We start from the raw sequence: 15,323 nt of genomic DNA on the forward strand, positions 1-15,323 counted from the left end.
GGCATTCAACCGTAATCGGGCCCGTAACCGGGTCGCCGCAGTAAGGAACTCATGATGAGCAACACTATTCTTTCCGGCTGCATTCCAGCCCTGATGACACCCTGCACAGCGGATCGTCAGCCCGACTTTGATGCCTTGGTACGCAAAGGGCAGGAGTTGGTGGCAGCAGGTATGTCAGCAGTGGTGTATTGCGGTTCGATGGGCGACTGGCCTTTGCTGACGGATGAGCAGCGGATGGAAGGCGTCGCACGTCTTGTGGCGGCTGGAGTTCCTACAATTGTTGGGACAGGTGCGGTGAACTCGGCGTCGGCAGTCGCCCATGCTGCCCATGCTGCCAAGGTTGGCGCACAGGGCTTGATGGTTATCCCGCGGGTTTTGTCGCGTGGATCATCCAGTGCTGCCCAGCGGGCCCATTTTGCTGGTATTCTTAACGCTGCACCAGACTTGCCTGCGGTGATCTACAACAGTCCTTACTATGGCTTCGCCACTCGGGCTGATTTGTTCTTTGATCTGCGCCAAGATCACGCGAACCTGGTTGGATTTAAAGAATTCGGTGGCTCTGATGATCTGCGGTACGCGGCAGAAAACATTACCTCTCAGGATGATAGCGTTACCCTGATGATTGGTGTCGATACCAATGTGTATCATGGGTTTGTCAACTGCGGCGCGGGCGGTGCCATCACCGGTATCGGCAATGCCCTGCCGCGAGAAGTCCTGCATCTGGTGTCATTGTGCCAGAAGGCGGCTGAAGGTGACGCAATGGCCCGCGTCAAAGCGCGTGAATTGGAAGAAGCGCTTGGAGTTTTGTCCTCGTTTGATGAGGGTGCAGACCTGGTGTTGTACTACAAACATCTGATGGTGCTGAACGGCGACGAGGAATACCGTCTGCATTTCTACGAGTCCGACGCCCTGTCCGACAGCCAGCGTAACTATGCTGAGACACAGTATTCCCTGTTTCGCAGCTGGTATGCCAACTGGAGTGCGCTGCCCGGAAATGCATTCCAGTGCGCGTAATTGATAGCCACACAGGCGGCGAGCCTACTAGACTGATCCTGAGCGGTGGACCGGATCTGGGCGAGGGATCTTTGGCAGATCGAGCCAGGCGATTGCAGGAGGAGCACAAAGATCTGTGTGCTTCGGTGCTGCTGGAGCCTCGGGGGCATGACGCAATGGTAGGGGCGTTACTGGTGCCGCCCACTGATCCTGAATGTGTTGCCGGGGTGATTTACTTCAATCCGGTGGGCAATTTGGGCATGTGTGGTCACGCGACAATTGGGACGGCGGTTTCGCTGGCGCATATTGGGCGAATTCTTCCTGGAACCCATCTTTTTGAAACGCCCGTGGGGCGGGTTGAAGTCGAGCTGCACGATATGCAGCGGGCTTCGGTTGTGAATGTCGAGAGCTATCGTCTGCACAAGAATGTGTCGGTTGAGGTGCCTGAACTTGGCACTGTCACTGGAGATGTAGCTTGGGGCGGAAACTGGTTTTTCCTCACAGCAGATACGCCCGTGGCCTTAAACTTTGAAAATGTTGTTCAGCTCAGCGCAGCAGCGCAACAAGTGCGGGATGCGCTGGCCGCAGCGGGGATTACCGGAACCGATGGTGCCTGGATTGACCACGTGGAATTCACTGGACCAGCACAATCAGCCCGCGCCCATGGTCGTAATTTTGTGCTGTGCCCCGGTGGGGCTTATGATCGCTCACCCTGCGGCACTGGGACATCGGCCAAACTCGCCTGCCTTGCGGCAGATGGTTTGCTAACCCCAGGTCAGGACTGGCGGCAAGAAAGTATTATCGGCAGCACATATCTTGTGAGCTACTGGGCGGGTCCAAATGGCGGGGTGATTCCAACTGTGACCGGCGAGGCCTATGTCACAGCGCAGTCGGACTTGGTGTTTGATCCACAAGATCCCTATGCATTGGGTATTCGTGGCTGACTCTTTGTTGCAAAGCCTCTTAAGTTTGATCCCCATCAAACAGAATACGGGGAATTTGGGTAGTTTGCCCTAAATCGGCAAATGGCATGGGGGTGAGTCCGAGATGAAAATTGCAGTCGTTAGCGCCGAAGGGCGTGGTGAAACTGATCGATTGATATCCGAGGCGGTGGCTGTGTTGCAGGTCGAAAACCTGCGACTGGCGGGGATTTCCAAGGTTCAGCAACCCGATATCCCCGGGCAGCACCATTGCGATATGGTGGTGCAGGTCTTGCCCGATGGTCCTGATATTCGAATTACCCAGTCGCTTGGCAAAGAGGCGCAGGGGTGCCGACTGGATCCCACTGCCCTTACCAGTGCGGTGGCAGAGGTAGAGGCGCGGGCGGATCTGGAAACCGACCTTTTTGTGCTGAACAAGTTTGGACCAGAAGAAGCTGCAGGACGGGGTTTTTGCGCCGCAATCGGAGGCGCGCTGGAGCGCAACGTACCCGTTTTGGTGGGGGTGGGGCGCGCCAGCCGAGATGATTTCGATACCTTTGCGGGGGGACTGGCAGAACTCGTGCCTGCCAATTCTGAGGCCATTCTGAACTGGTGCCGTACGGCTTGTCTCAAGGCATCTTGAGGGGTTTAGGATAACCCACGTTTGACCCGTAGAATTGCACGCAGACCCGGTTTGGCATCTTCAAGCGTGAGTTCGCCGCCATGCAATTCGGCAATTTCATGAGTGATCGAAAGCCCCAACCCGACACCATCGCCAGCGCCATGACCATGACCGCGGACAAAAGGCATCAGCACAGATTCTAGCCTGTCAGCAGCAATGCCAGGACCGTGGTCGCGGACTTCGACCTGCAACAGGTCGGCCTTGGGTGATGCAATCGATACTGTGACTTCGCCACCGTATTTCAATCCGTTGTCGATCAGGTTGGACAGCGCCCGGCGGAGCTTGTCGGGCTGCCCCCGCATCATGCTTTCGCCACTGGCGCGAATGGTGACATGGCCGCTGTGGCCAAAAATCGATGGGACCGAGGGCAGGTCAAGTGCCTCGGGCCAATGAAAACTGACATCGCGACCGGTGTCGCGGTAGTCGTCAACTAGGCTTTCCAACAAGGCTGCCAGTGAAAACCGGTGACTGGTTTCAGCTTGGTGGCGGATGCTGAGCAGATCTAGTGCGCCATCAACGATGCTGGAAATTTCGTCCAGGTCGGCAGTGAACTTGTCGCGTGTAATGTCTTCAGGCAGGAACTCTGTGCGCAAACGTAAACGGGTTACCGGAGTGCGTAGGTCGTGCGAAATCGCCGCCAAGCCCCGCACCCGTTTGTCTTGTTCGATGGCAAACCTTTCTTTCAGGCGAACGATGTGGTCACGCGCCATCTGGGCTTCGGAAGAGGCAAGAGAGGTCAGTGGCTCGCGGTTCTTGGAGGTTAGGGTTTGAAAGGGCGCCGCAAGGTTTAGGGCTAAGGGCAGGATTGCCATGATAACGCCGATAAACGCTGCAATGCCAATCAGGGCCACAGTTGTTTCACCCAAACGGTCCCGCCACAGATCAGGCGCTGTGATGGTCAGAGCTTCGCCATCGCGCAGAAACAGAACCAGAGTGGCCTTGCCGTCCTGTCGTGAGATCCCTTTTGAGAGCTCCCCCAAGCGATCAGAGGCTGATTGCGACACGGCGCCCGCGCGCAGCAGATCGGGCCGTTTGGGGCGCTGGTCGAATACAACCGCTGCCCGGTAGCGGACAGCACCAAGGGTCAGGATCAAAGGTACTGTATGGGCGTCGCTATCGGCTGCAAAACCGGTTGTCTTGCTCCAGAGATACGGTGGGGTGTCTTGCTGCGTGTCGACAAAATGAGCAGCCTGAATAATTTGCTGTAGTTCCCCTCCGGAGGTTTCAGCCGAATGTAACGCGGCGCGGCGCTCAAACAGATTGTACGACGTCCAGGTTGCAACCAGCCCCCCCATCAGAAACGAGGCGATCACCAGTAGTGGGAGCCTCTGCGCCAGAGCCTGTGGAAGCAGTGACAGCGCCCATTGGGCCGGATGCGGCACGTTCATGATTTTCCGTTGATTTCAGCGCAGAACAAATACCCTTTGTTGCGCACGGTGCGGATAAAGTCGGCCGTACTGTCCACTGCCATCAGCTTTTTACGCAAGCGACTGATCAGAATATCGACCCGGCGGTCTTCTGGACCGATTTCAACGCCCAACACGTGTCGGGCGATGTCCTCGCGGGTGACCGGGGCAGGTGCCGCCGAAATCATCGCTGTCATTAGCTGGTACTCAGTTGAACTCAGGGGCACCAACTGGGCATCGGGGCTGTGTAGTTTTTGGCGGTCAAAATCCAGCGCCCAGCCAGAGAAACAAATTTGCCCAGCTGCAGGTGTGGATGCTGCATCCCCCTTGGCGCGGCGCAAAAGAGCGTTCATCCGCGCCAGCAGTTCGCGTGGGTTAAATGGTTTCTCCAGATAGTCATCTGCGCCCAGCTCAATGCCGATAATCCGTTCGGTGTCACCTTTGACGGCGGACAGGATGATCACTGGGAGTTCGGAGCGTTCCCGCAGCCAGCGACAAAAGCTCAACCCGTCGTCGCCCGGCAACATGACGTCGACGATAAAAATATCAAACGTGTCAGGTGGGCGTTTTTGAGCCTTTTCCACAGACCCGGACACAGTACAGTCAAATCCACGTGCGGTCAGATAGGTCGACAGCAGGCTGGAAATCTCGCTGTCGTCCTCAATGATGTGAACATGGCTCAATATCGTGGTCTTTCCCAAAGGAGGTTCTGTGGTCATCATAGGCCAAGACGGCGCGACATTTGTAACGTTTTGTATCACCGAGGGCTGTATTTCCAAGGCTTTGGCAACAAAACGCAACAATTCAACACAAGGGAAATGCTACGGCCCGTTCTACAGTTAGGCAGGGCCAGCCCAACAGGCATGGCACCAATCGTATATCTGGGAGGATATCATGAAGACATTCGCACGGGCGCTTTGTGGCGCCGTTTCAATGATTGCTGTCACTGCAGCAGCGCCTGCTTTGGCTGAACCAAAAGCTGAAGTCTTGCACTACTGGACCTCTGGTGGCGAAGCCAAAGCTGTTCAGGCTCTGCAGGAAGCCTTTGCCGCGCGCGGTGGTGAATGGGTTGATGCCCCTGTGGCTGGTGGCGGCGGTGACGCCCAAGCCGCTGTTCTGCGGGCGCGCGTACTGGCCGGTGATCCACCTGCCGCGGTGCAGATCAAGGGTCCAAACATCCAGGAATGGGCCGAAGCCGGCGCGCTGGGTGATCTGACAGCTGTTGCTACTGCCCAAGACTGGGACAAGGTTCTGCCCGAAGCGATCCAAAACATCGTCAAGTACGAAGGCAAATATGTCGCCGTACCAGTGAACGTTCACCGGGTTGACTGGATTTGGGCCAACCCAGAAGTGCTGGCAAAAGTGGGTGCCGAGGTGCCGACCACTTGGGAAGAGTTCAACGAGACCGCAGACAAATTGCAAGCGGCCGGAATCATTCCATTGGCCCATGGTGGACAGCCTTGGCAGGATGCCACTGTGTTCGAAACTGTTGTGCTCGGCATTGGTGGAACCGACTTCTACCGCAAAGCACTGGTTGAGCTAGACATGGATGCGCTGGGCTCGGACACTATGGTTGCGGTGTTTGACCAGATGCGCAAAATGCGTGGCTATGTTGACCCTGACTTCCCCGGTCGCGACTGGAACCTGGCAACGGCCATGGTTATGCGCGGTGAAGCTGCGATGCAGATCATGGGTGACTGGGCCAAAGGTGAGTTCGCCGCAGCGGGCAAGGTTCCCGGAGTGGACTACGTCTGTGCATCGACACCTTCTGACAACGGTTACCTGTTGAACTCGGATAGCTTTGCCATGTTCAATGTTTCTGGCGATGACAACGTTGAAGGTCAGGCTGTTCTGGCAGAGTTGATCCTGGGCACCGAATTCCAGGAAACATTCAACCTGTTCAAGGGATCAATCCCGGCACGGACCGATGTTCCACGCGCCGAATTCGACGACTGCGCTATCAAGTCGATGGACGATATGGTTGCTGCAGCCGAAGGTGGTACACTGCTGGGGTCGATGGCGCATGAGATTGCCCAAGCCGGTGCGGTTCGTGGTGCGTTCATTGATGTTGCAACAGCACATTTCAACTCGGATATGTCCTCGCAGGATGCGGTAGACCAGCTGGTCAAAGCTATCAAGCTGGCCCAGTAATCTGGCGATATGATCTGATACCTGTGCGGCCTGCATGACCGGGCCGCACATCCACTTTATTCCCCCACATTCAGCCGGAGTTCGATTGTGTTGACCCGTCCGCCTGTCAAATTCATTGACCGCATTGCCCGCGCTTTGCCACAAATTGTGGTTGCCCCCGGCTTTGCCGCGATCCTCTACTTTGTCTACGGCTTCATCATCTGGACCGGCTATATCTCGCTGACCAAATCCAAGATGCTGCCTAACTACACCCTGATAGGTACACGGCCCTATGAACGGCTGTTCCAGATGGACCGCTGGTCTGTAGCGATCGAGAACCTGTTCATCTTTGGCTTTTTGTTTGTTTTTGTTTCGGTCGTCGTTGGTTGCCTGCTGGCCGTGTTGCTGGACCAAAAAATCCGTGCCGAAGGCTTTATCCGCACCATCTACCTGTACCCGATGGCGATCTCGTTCATCATCACAGGTACCGCCTGGAAATGGATCATGAACCCGTCGCTGGGACTGGAAAAGGTGATCCGTGACTGGGGCTGGGAGAGTTTCCGCTTTGGTTGGACCGTCGACAACAATCTGGCCATCTACGCGCTGGTGATGGCAGCAGTCTGGCAAGCCTCGGGATTTGCGATGGCGCTGTTTCTGTCGGCGCTGCGCAGTGTTGATCAGGACATTATCAAAGCTGCCAGTCTGGATGGCGCGTCCCCCTGGCGGATCTATCTGCGCATTATCCTGCCATCGATGCGGCCGGTGTTCATGAGCGCGATGGTGATCCTGTCCCATCTGGCCATCAAGAGCTTTGACCTGGTGGTGGCCCTGACCGGAGGTGGACCGGGCTATGCCTCAACCCTGCCAGCTAATTTTATGTACGAAATGACCTTTCGGCGAAATGAAATTGCCGTTGGTGCGGCCTCGGCCATGGTGATGCTGGCGACAGTTGCCGCGATCATGGTGCCTTATCTGTATTCCGAACTGCGGGGGAAAAAACATGTCTGATGCTGCCCGTTACTCTGCCCCGCGTCCCTGGTCTGCGCTGATTATGCGTTTGCTACTGTGGTTTGTGCTGATTGTCTTTGCGATTTGGTTCCTGTTGCCGGCCTATGTGGTGGTGGGCACATCGCTGAAGGATCTGGATGAGATCCGCGGCGGTTCGCTGCTGGCGCTGCCGCATGAGCTAAACTTCTCAGCCTGGCGTCACGCCTGGTCCGAGGCCTGTATCGGTGTCGAATGCACTGGACTGAAGCCTTACTTCTGGAACTCGGTGTCGATGGCGCTGCCCGGAGTGGTGGTGTCGACGTTGTTGGGCGCGCTGACTGGATACGCGCTAACCAAATGGAAGTTCAAAGGCGCCAATCTGGTATTTGCCTTGATCTTGTTTGGTTGCTTTGTGCCGTTTCAGGTGGTGATCCTGCCGATGGCGCAGACATTGGGCAAACTTGGCATCACCAACACGGTCTACGGGTTGATCCTTGTGCACTCGGTCTATGGTCTGGCTTTCACCACACTGTTTTTCCGCAACTACTATGTCACCATCCCGGATGAACTGGTACGGGCGGCAACTATTGATGGGGCAGGGTTCTTTACAATCTTTCGCCGTATCATCCTGCCGTTGTCACCGCCGATTATCGTGGTGTCAGTGATCTGGCAGTTCACCCAAATCTGGAATGACTTCCTGTTTGGAGCCAGCTTTACCACCGGGGGGGCACAGCCCATCACAGTGGCGATGAACAATCTGGTCAACACCACCACCGGGGTCAAACAATACAACGTCGATATGGCCGCCGCGCTGATCACAGCCGCGCCGACCCTTCTCGTATACATCTTTGCGGGCCGCTATTTTGTGCGCGGGCTGACCGCAGGTTCCGTCAAAGGATGAGGAAATAACAATGGCATCTCTGACAATCAAAAATGCAGTCAAACGCTACGGTCATGTTGAGGTCCTGAAGGGCGTGTCTATCGACCTTCGCGATGGCGAATTCCTGGTGCTGCTTGGCGCATCGGGCTGCGGGAAGTCCACTCTCTTGAACATGATCGCCGGGTTGGAAGACCTGACCGAAGGTGAGATCATGATTGGGGATCGGGTGGTCAATGACGTACATCCCAAAGACCGTGATATCGCCATGGTGTTCCAATCCTACGCGCTATACCCGACGATGACGGTGGGGCAGAATATTGCCTTTGGTCTGGAAATGCGCGGTGTGCCTAAGGCCGAGCGCGCCCTTCGGGTAGAGCAGGTCGCGAAGACTCTGCGCATGGATCATCTGTTAGATCGTAAACCGGCGCAACTGTCTGGCGGGCAGCGCCAGCGGGTGGCGATGGGGCGGGCGCTGGTGCGTGATCCTGAAGTTTTCCTGTTCGATGAACCGCTCTCGAACCTCGATGCCAAGCTACGGTTAGAGATGCGTACCGAGATCAAACGCCTGCATAAGCGGCTGAATGCCACCATGGTCTATGTCACCCATGACCAGATCGAGGCGCTTACACTGGCAGATCGTATCGCCATCCTGAAAGATGGTGAGGTCCAGCAACTGGCCTCTCCGGCTGAAATCTATGAACACCCTGCCAATATGTTTGTTGCCGGTCTTGTTGGGTCTCCACCGATGAATTTTCTCGACATCACTGTCGAGGCAGGAGAGGCGGGTCCGGCGGCATGGGTCACCCTGCGCGCGGACGGTGCTGATAAGCCCGTCTTGCTGGATCTCAGCGCCCATACTGCGCGGTTAGATGGCTATGTCGGGCGAAAGGTTGTGATGGGGCTGCGGCCTGAGATGATCAGTCAGGGAACCACAGATGCCGGTCAGTGCGTACAGTGTGAAATCGACGTCACCGAAGCCACCGGTGCGGATACACTCTGCGTTTTGAACTGGAACAACCAAGAAGTGCTGGCGCGCGGCACTTCGGGCTATACCAAGATCCTTGAGGGCACGATGGATTTCACCATCGAAACCGAACGCGCCTGCTTATTTGATCCCGAATCAGGGCTTCGGCTGGATTGAGACGCATCTGACCAGAGATTGCAAAACGGGACTTGATTGTTACCTAAAACAGGCATTTCAGCAGTGTGCTGGGATGCCTGTTTGTCTGTGAGGCTGATGGAACTGCAGGTAAGTACCAACAGATTCAGTTGGGCTGTGACCCAACAGACAAGAATGCTATCAAGTCGACTATTTGCTGTAGATATATAGAAATGGTGCTGTGATGGAGGATTGAACTCCAGACCTCACCCTTACCAAGGGTGTGCTCTACCACTGAGCTACCACAGCGCACCGTTTTCCAGCATCTTATCAGGCGGCCTGTGGGACTGGAAAACCCCGTATCGTTCGGCAACCTAACCAACCGAACCTGTTTTGCATCAGAAAGAACTCTCTCTGGGCTGCAGCAGCGCCGGTGAGGGGGCTTTTAGGGGCAATCGAAGAACTGTGCAAGGGTAATCTGGACGGTTTTTTCAGACTGAGTTACACAGGGTTTATGGCAGATAAGAAAACACCCAAAAGCGGCAATAATTCCCCTGCACGCGAAGACCGGCTAAAGGCCGCGCTGAAGGCCAATATGGCCCGGCGCAAGGCTCAGGCAAAGGCGCGATCAGGCACAGGTGCCGATAATAAACAGACAGGCAAGTCAGAAGGATAACGGCAGATGGATTCGATACTGGTAAGTGGCGGCGGCGAGCTGAACGGCCAAATTCCGATTGCAGGGGCAAAAAACGCCTGCTTAACGCTGATGCCGGCAACGCTGCTCAGCGAAGAGCCGCTTACGCTGACCAATGCGCCACGGCTTAGCGATATTAAAACCATGACCGAGCTGCTGCAGTCGCTGGGTGCCGAAGTTACCAGCCTTCAGGACGGTCAGGTGCTGGCGATGTCCAGCCACGATATCAACAATCATACTGCGGATTATGACATCGTGCGTAAAATGCGTGCGTCGATTCTGGTGCTGGGGCCGATGCTGGCGCGGGACGGACATGCGGTTGTGTCGTTGCCCGGCGGCTGCGCAATTGGCGCCCGGCCGGTTGATTTGCACCTTAAAGCACTAGAAGCGCTGGGCGCCGAGCTGGAGCTGAAAGACGGCTATGTCCACGCTAAGGCCCCTGGTGGGCTAAAGGGCGGAACCGTTGATTTCCCGCTGGTTTCAGTCGGGGCCACTGAAAACGTACTGATGGCAGCGACCCTGGCCAAGGGCACCACGGTTATCAACAACGCTGCGCGTGAGCCGGAAATTGTGGATCTGGCGGATTGTCTGCGTAAAATGGGGGCCCAGATTGACGGCGACGGTACATCAACCATTACCGTTCAGGGTGTTGACCGGTTGCACGGGGCGACGCACCCTGTTGTTACAGACCGAATTGAGCTGGGCACCTACATGCTGGCGCCAGCTATCTGCGGCGGCGAGGTTGAGCTGCTGGGTGGTCGCCTAAATCTGGTAGGTGCATTCTGCGAAAAGCTGGACGCCGCTGGAATCTCGGTCGAGGAAACTGACAGAGGTCTGAAAGTTGCGCGCCGCAATGGTCGGATTAGCGCCGTAGATGTTGTTACCGAACCCTTCCCCGGTTTCCCAACCGATCTGCAGGCTCAGATGATGGCATTGCTGTGCACCGCTGATGGCACCTCGGTGCTGGAAGAGAAGATTTTTGAAAACCGGTTCATGCATGCTCCTGAGTTGATCCGGATGGGCGCACAGATTGATGTGCATGGTGGGACTGCCACAGTGACCGGCGTAGACCGATTGAAAGGCGCCCCTGTGATGGCAACCGACCTACGGGCTTCGGTGTCTCTCATCCTGGCTGGCTTGGCTGCTGAGGGTGAAACTGTGGTCAGCCGGGTTTATCATCTGGATCGCGGCTATGAGCATGTGGTGGGCAAGCTTTCAGGTGTTGGCGCAAAAATTGAACGGATCAAGGGACAATAATGGCCGACGCAACATTTGAAGAGGGCGGCGAAGCACCGTTGAACCTTGGCGCACTGACAGGTGAGGACCTGCAAGTTATCTCGTCACTGACGCAGGATGCGGTGTTCCCGGTCACCGAAATGCGCTGGGAGGCAAAGCAGTTCCGTTTTGCACTGCTGTTGAACCGGTTCCGTTGGGAAGACAGTGACGCTGCCAAAGCCCGTGGCCGCGCCTATGAACGCGTGCAGTCCTTGCTTGTCATCGACAATGTGTTGTCGGTGGCATCGCAGGGAGTCGATCGTAGCGATCGGGACATCATTCTGTCGCTCTTGGATGTGAGCTTTGAACCCGGCGAAGATGGCACTGGGCATGTATTGCTGACACTGGCGGGTGATGGTGTGCTGCGTTTGTCGGTCGAAGCGCTTGGCGTCACACTACGCGATGTTACCCGCCCGTATCAGGCCCCCTCGGGTAAGGCTCCGGGACATGGGGACTAACCACCCCAATTTGCTTGAGCCTGCCTGCGTGCCCGGCTATTCAGCGCTCAAAGGAGAGCCCGATGCCGCAGTTTCTTGATGCCACCGCGCCTGATTTTGAAACCAAGTTTGCAGCACTGCTGGGGGCTAAGCGAGAAGACAGCCCCGATGTTGATGCGGTTGTCGCGGATATCATCGCTGATGTCCGCCACCGGGGTGATGCCGCAGTGCTTGAGCTGACCTCAAAGTTTGATCGTCTGGATTTGACGGCCAAGGGGATGGCATTCTCGGTCGAGGAAATTGATAGGGCCATTGCTCAGGTGTCCGCGGAGGATCGTGCAGCATTGGAATTGGCTGCTGAGCGTATCCGCGCCTATCATGAGCGACAGATGCCAGCGGACGACAGTTGGACGGACGAGGCCGGTGCGACCCTGGGCTGGCGCTGGTCGCCGGTGTCGGCCGCTGGTCTTTATGTGCCGGGTGGCCTGGCCACCTATCCCTCTTCGGTGTTGATGAACGCCATTCCAGCCAAAGTTGCAGGTGTGCAGCGGTTGGCGATTACGGTTCCAACACCGGATGGGCAGATTAACCCGCTGGTTTTACTGGCGGCCCGGATCGCTGGCGTGGATGAGGTCTACCGTATCGGCGGTGCGCAGGCGATCGCAGCACTGGCGTATGGGACTGAAAGCATCGCTCCTGTGGATAAAATCACAGGCCCCGGCAACGCCTTTGTTGCGGCGGCTAAACGGCGGGTGTTTGGTAAGGTGGGTATCGATATGATCGCCGGTCCTTCCGAAATTCTGGTGATTGCTGACAAAGACAACAACCCGGACTGGATCGCGCTCGACTTGCTGAGTCAGGCTGAACACGACGAAAGCGCCCAGTCGATCCTAATAACAGACAATGCGGAATTTGGTCGTGCAGTGGCTGATGCGGTTGAGAAACGGCTAGAAACGCTGCAACGGCGCGCCATAGCTGGCCCCAGCTGGCGCGATTTTGGTGCAGTGATCACCGTGGCAGATCTGGATCAGGCCGCCGCACTGTCCAACCGCATAGCCCCCGAACATCTGGAACTCTGCGTGGCTGATCCAGAGATGTATAGCCAAAAGACAGTGCATGCCGGTGCTATTTTTCTTGGACAATATACCCCCGAGGCGATTGGCGACTATGTTGGTGGCCCCAATCATGTGCTGCCCACTGCACGCTCGGCGCGGTTTTCGTCCGGGCTATCGGTGATGGATTTCCTCAAGCGCACCACCCTTAGCCAGATGACCCCAGCCGCCTTACGCGCGATTGGGCCTGCAGCTGAGGCTCTGGCGATCAGTGAAAGCCTTGAAGCACATGGATTGTCTGTACGGGCACGGTTGGACGCGCTGAACGATTGAGTGGAAAAGGTGGGGCTCTGCCCCACTTGACCTGCGGTCAATTCACCCCGGGATATTTAGGGCTAGATGAATAAGGGATCCGCTTCCTGGAGTACCCAGGAAGCTTCACCTAGCGCGGTCATCGGCGTCCCCGCCGGAGGCATAAAGGCTTTTTTGCGGTACTTTGCCGGTGATGCTTGCTTGTCATTTGTTTAAACGCCGCGCATTGCCCCCGTTGCCGGCTTGAGATACCTCTGAAGCAACGCATACGTGCAGTGAGACAAAAAAGAATGAGCCGCATTAGTCACATCGAGTTGGACGATCGTAATCTGCCTCCGCCGACGCCTGAGATTGAGCAGGAACGCAGGGTGGCGATTTTTGACCTGATTGAGGAAAACTCCTTCGCATTGCCGTCACGGGATGATCGTGACCTGCCGCCGGGCCCTTACCATCTGGGACTGGCCATTCGTGATAAGCGATTGGTTTTTGATGTTGCAACCGAGAACGGCGGTAAAGCAGCAGAATTTCATCTGTCGTTGTCACCATTTCGACAGGTGGTTAAAGACTACTACCAGATTTGCGAAAGCTATTTCACAGCCGTCAAAACGCTACCGCCTAGCCAAATCGAAACAATCGATATGGCGCGCCGCGGCATTCACAACGAAGGCAGTCGTGTGTTGCAAGAGCGGTTGGCAGGTAAAGCAGAGATTGATACCGACACCGCCCGACGTTTGTTTACGTTGATCTGTGTGCTGCATTTCGGAGGCTGACGGTTGAGCGAGTTGCCACAATCGGTATTGTTTTGTTGTGACCATAACTCGGTGCGCTCGCCCATGGCCGAGGGCATTATGAAAAAATTCTACGGCACCGGTACCTATGTGCAGTCGGCTGGGGTTAAGACCGACATGGAAATTGACGGTTTTTCGATCTCAGTTTGTCAGGAGATCGGCGTTGAATTGTCCCGCCATCGTTCGCGTTCGTTTGACGAGATGGAGCGCTGGGGCGATGATCTCTCATCGTTTGATCTGGTTGTCGCCTTGTCTCCTGCCAGCCAGCGCCGGGCATTGGAGTTGACCAGGTTTTTTCATTTGGATGTTGAGTACTGGCCAATTATGGACCCTACCGGCTTGGGCGAAGGCCGTGAAGCAAAACTGGCTAGCTATCGCCAATCCCGCGATCAGATCATCCAACATCTAACCAAACGCTGGGGCGCGCCAACCCAAAAGCAATAAGCTGCGGGTACTTTGCTACTGATTCGCTGATATCGGGATCATTGAGAGACTTCAGAGTTTAGCCCTAGTTCCTCGCCATATCCGTATAATTGGCGCGATACGGCAGTAAATGCACTCGCATGTTGTTATAGATGGAACAAAATGCAGGCGAAGCTGTCTCTTGGAATGTCGGCATCTTACCTTAGGGGGGGAATTCGATGGTTCCCGTGTAAGCCTCGATGGAGCTGGCGCCACTGCTCTGCGGGCTGCAGCTGTCAGTCAATCGGGCAGAGTTTACCCGCTGCCACATAGCGGCAATAGGCTCTGGAACAGCAGTTCTCGGATTGGTCAAAGTGTGAGATTTAGCGTGAGAACTCGTGGATCCTATTTAAGTTTGTGCGTGTCCTCATGGTTTGCTCTGGTGTATGATGCTGTTATAGAACGACTATTTTATTTTTGGATAAGGGGCTCATGACGTCCCCGACATGAACGGATTGGTGCGATGATTTTGGCTCGGTAACACCAAGTTTGAATGCTATGACGTCGTTTGTTGGTTCGATAGAATGGCTGTATACGTTGGATGTAAGCATCGGTTTGGCTGTCAGCTCTGGCCTCTTAGTCACCGGGTTCATGCGCGCTGGGGTTGGTTGAAAATAAGTAAGCATGCCGGAGTGGGCTATGGTTGCAATCCGCCTTGCAGATGCTACGCATGTGCGCTCAAATGGGCTGGTTCTGAACCGCCGTTAACGGGATGAGCAGGGTGAGCGGGTGAAATCGGTCACATTTAGCCCCCAGCGGCGATTGCGCCCTTGAAAATCAGGGCAAAAGCCCCCATTTAAGCGCACATCCCGCATATCGGCGGGGATAACCAAAATGGAGAGAACATGGCCAAGGAAGATACGCTCGAATTTCCCGGTGTCGTGAAGGAACTCTTGCCCAATGCGACGTTTCGGGTCGAGCTGGAAAACGGCCATGAGATCATCGCACACACGGCAGGCAAGATGCGCAAAAACCGCATCCGCGTTCTGGCTGGCGACAAGGTTCAGGTGGAGATGACTCCTTATGACCTGACCAAGGGACGGATCAACTATCGCTTCAAGTAAGCGCGATCCTGATTGACGATCAAAGCCCGGCTTACCCGCCGGGCTTTTGTCATTCGGCTTTGTATTGCAAGGCCAAGGCCTCTTGTTGAGGCATTCTATCAAAAGAAGATTGCCCGGTTTGAGTGGTGACTTCTGATAAGTG

The 15,323-nt window shown here is 55.8% G+C and carries 16 protein-coding genes and 1 tRNA gene; 14 read left to right on the forward strand and 3 right to left on the reverse strand.

The genetic code is table 11. From position 1 onward, the window contains the following. The first annotated feature begins 54 nt into the window (after positions 1-54). The 3 genes from FEE96_RS13975 to FEE96_RS13985 all read left to right on the forward strand — a co-directional run bounded on the left by FEE96_RS13975 (position 55) and on the right by FEE96_RS13985 (position 2,556). Positions 55-1,014, forward strand: a complete 960-nt coding sequence (locus tag FEE96_RS13975; RefSeq protein WP_138163744.1) for a dihydrodipicolinate synthase family protein — start codon at positions 55-57, stop codon at positions 1,012-1,014. Continuing rightward, the gene (locus FEE96_RS13980; protein ID WP_138163745.1) at positions 1,005-1,937 is read left to right on the forward strand and encodes a 4-hydroxyproline epimerase; all 933 of its coding nucleotides are present in this window, start codon (positions 1,005-1,007) and stop codon (positions 1,935-1,937) included. The genes FEE96_RS13975 and FEE96_RS13980 overlap by 10 nt, the downstream gene beginning before the upstream one ends. 103 nt (positions 1,938-2,040) lie before the next feature. Beyond that, positions 2,041-2,556, forward strand: a complete 516-nt coding sequence (locus tag FEE96_RS13985; RefSeq protein ID WP_138163746.1) for a DUF2478 domain-containing protein — start codon at positions 2,041-2,043, stop codon at positions 2,554-2,556. 5 nt (positions 2,557-2,561) lie between these two features. On the opposite strand, the gene FEE96_RS13990 is transcribed toward FEE96_RS13985, so the two are convergent. Continuing rightward, positions 2,562-3,983: a sensor histidine kinase gene (locus FEE96_RS13990; RefSeq protein ID WP_138163747.1), complete on the reverse strand. Its 1,422-nt coding sequence runs from the start codon at positions 3,981-3,983 to the stop codon at positions 2,562-2,564. Further along, positions 3,980-4,684, reverse strand: a complete 705-nt coding sequence (locus tag FEE96_RS13995) for a response regulator transcription factor (RefSeq protein WP_212744773.1) — start codon at positions 4,682-4,684, stop codon at positions 3,980-3,982. The genes FEE96_RS13990 and FEE96_RS13995 overlap by 4 nt, the downstream gene beginning before the upstream one ends. A 211-nt stretch (positions 4,685-4,895) precedes the next feature. Here FEE96_RS13995 and FEE96_RS14000 point away from each other — a divergent pair, with 211 nt between their 5' ends. The 4 genes from FEE96_RS14000 (at position 4,896) to FEE96_RS14015 (ending at position 9,139) form a co-directional block, all read left to right on the forward strand. Continuing rightward, entirely contained in the window at positions 4,896-6,152 is a 1,257-nt protein-coding gene (locus FEE96_RS14000; RefSeq protein ID WP_138163749.1) for an ABC transporter substrate-binding protein, read from the forward strand. A 90-nt stretch (positions 6,153-6,242) separates the two neighbouring features. After that, complete coding sequence (locus FEE96_RS14005; RefSeq protein ID WP_246079458.1) at positions 6,243-7,139, forward strand: carbohydrate ABC transporter permease; 897 nt, start codon at positions 6,243-6,245, stop codon at positions 7,137-7,139. Further along, positions 7,132-8,019: a carbohydrate ABC transporter permease gene (locus FEE96_RS14010; RefSeq protein ID WP_138163750.1), complete on the forward strand. Its 888-nt coding sequence runs from the start codon at positions 7,132-7,134 to the stop codon at positions 8,017-8,019. The genes FEE96_RS14005 and FEE96_RS14010 overlap by 8 nt, the downstream gene beginning before the upstream one ends. Before the next feature lie 10 nt (positions 8,020-8,029). After that, positions 8,030-9,139, forward strand: coding sequence for an ABC transporter ATP-binding protein (locus FEE96_RS14015; protein ID WP_138163751.1), 1,110 nt, complete (start codon positions 8,030-8,032; stop codon positions 9,137-9,139). 192 nt (positions 9,140-9,331) lie between these two features. Here FEE96_RS14015 and FEE96_RS14020 read toward each other — a convergent pair. Then, positions 9,332-9,406: transfer RNA gene (locus FEE96_RS14020), tRNA-Thr, on the reverse strand. Positions 9,407-9,530: 124 nt separating this feature from the next. Here FEE96_RS14020 and FEE96_RS23520 point away from each other — a divergent pair. From FEE96_RS23520 to infA, 7 genes are all read left to right on the forward strand, one after another. Further along, positions 9,531-9,773 (forward strand): hypothetical protein, encoded by a 243-nt coding sequence (locus tag FEE96_RS23520; RefSeq protein ID WP_158981779.1) that lies wholly within the window; start codon positions 9,531-9,533, stop codon positions 9,771-9,773. Positions 9,774-9,779: 6 nt separating this feature from the next. Further along, on the forward strand, positions 9,780-11,048 hold the full coding sequence (gene murA, locus FEE96_RS14025; RefSeq protein WP_138163752.1) for a UDP-N-acetylglucosamine 1-carboxyvinyltransferase: 1,269 nt from the start codon (positions 9,780-9,782) through the stop codon (positions 11,046-11,048). Beyond that, entirely contained in the window at positions 11,048-11,524 is a 477-nt protein-coding gene (locus FEE96_RS14030; RefSeq protein WP_138163753.1) for a DUF2948 family protein, read from the forward strand. Before murA ends, FEE96_RS14030 begins: the two co-directional genes overlap by 1 nt. A 62-nt stretch (positions 11,525-11,586) precedes the next feature. Further along, positions 11,587-12,888: a histidinol dehydrogenase gene (gene hisD / locus FEE96_RS14035; RefSeq protein ID WP_138163754.1), complete on the forward strand. Its 1,302-nt coding sequence runs from the start codon at positions 11,587-11,589 to the stop codon at positions 12,886-12,888. A gap of 269 nt (positions 12,889-13,157) precedes the next feature. Then, entirely contained in the window at positions 13,158-13,637 is a 480-nt protein-coding gene (locus FEE96_RS14040) for a UPF0262 family protein (RefSeq protein WP_138163755.1), read from the forward strand. Between the two features lie 3 nt (positions 13,638-13,640). Further along, a complete protein-coding gene (locus FEE96_RS14045) occupies positions 13,641-14,099 on the forward strand; it encodes an arsenate-mycothiol transferase ArsC (RefSeq protein ID WP_138163756.1) in 459 nt (152 codons plus the stop codon). 863 nt (positions 14,100-14,962) lie between these two features. After that, a complete protein-coding gene (gene infA / locus FEE96_RS14050; RefSeq protein ID WP_005978431.1) occupies positions 14,963-15,181 on the forward strand; it encodes a translation initiation factor IF-1 in 219 nt (72 codons plus the stop codon). Positions 15,182-15,323: the final 142 nt, after the last annotated feature.

It is taken from the genome of Parasedimentitalea maritima, assembly GCF_005771405.1.
GTDB classification, from domain to species: Bacteria; Pseudomonadota; Alphaproteobacteria; order Rhodobacterales; family Rhodobacteraceae; genus Parasedimentitalea; species Parasedimentitalea maritima.

What these genes read in the sequence shown, in the direction of transcription:
- FEE96_RS13975 (WP_138163744.1), top strand. Translation starts at nt 55, where the DNA reads ATGAGCAACACTATTCTTTCCGGCTGCATTCCAGCCCTGATGACACCC.
- FEE96_RS13985 (WP_138163746.1), top strand. Translation starts at nt 2,041, where the DNA reads ATGAAAATTGCAGTCGTTAGCGCCGAAGGGCGTGGTGAAACTGATCGA.
- FEE96_RS13990 (WP_138163747.1), bottom strand. Translation starts at nt 3,983, where the DNA reads ATGAACGTGCCGCATCCGGCCCAATGGGCGCTGTCACTGCTTCCACAG.
- FEE96_RS14000 (WP_138163749.1), top strand. Translation starts at nt 4,896, where the DNA reads ATGAAGACATTCGCACGGGCGCTTTGTGGCGCCGTTTCAATGATTGCT.
- FEE96_RS14010 (WP_138163750.1), top strand. Translation starts at nt 7,132, where the DNA reads ATGTCTGATGCTGCCCGTTACTCTGCCCCGCGTCCCTGGTCTGCGCTG.
- FEE96_RS14015 (WP_138163751.1), top strand. Translation starts at nt 8,030, where the DNA reads ATGGCATCTCTGACAATCAAAAATGCAGTCAAACGCTACGGTCATGTT.
- murA (WP_138163752.1), top strand. Translation starts at nt 9,780, where the DNA reads ATGGATTCGATACTGGTAAGTGGCGGCGGCGAGCTGAACGGCCAAATT.
- FEE96_RS14030 (WP_138163753.1), top strand. Translation starts at nt 11,048, where the DNA reads ATGGCCGACGCAACATTTGAAGAGGGCGGCGAAGCACCGTTGAACCTT.
- hisD (WP_138163754.1), top strand. Translation starts at nt 11,587, where the DNA reads ATGCCGCAGTTTCTTGATGCCACCGCGCCTGATTTTGAAACCAAGTTT.
- FEE96_RS14040 (WP_138163755.1), top strand. Translation starts at nt 13,158, where the DNA reads ATGAGCCGCATTAGTCACATCGAGTTGGACGATCGTAATCTGCCTCCG.
- infA (WP_005978431.1), top strand. Translation starts at nt 14,963, where the DNA reads ATGGCCAAGGAAGATACGCTCGAATTTCCCGGTGTCGTGAAGGAACTC.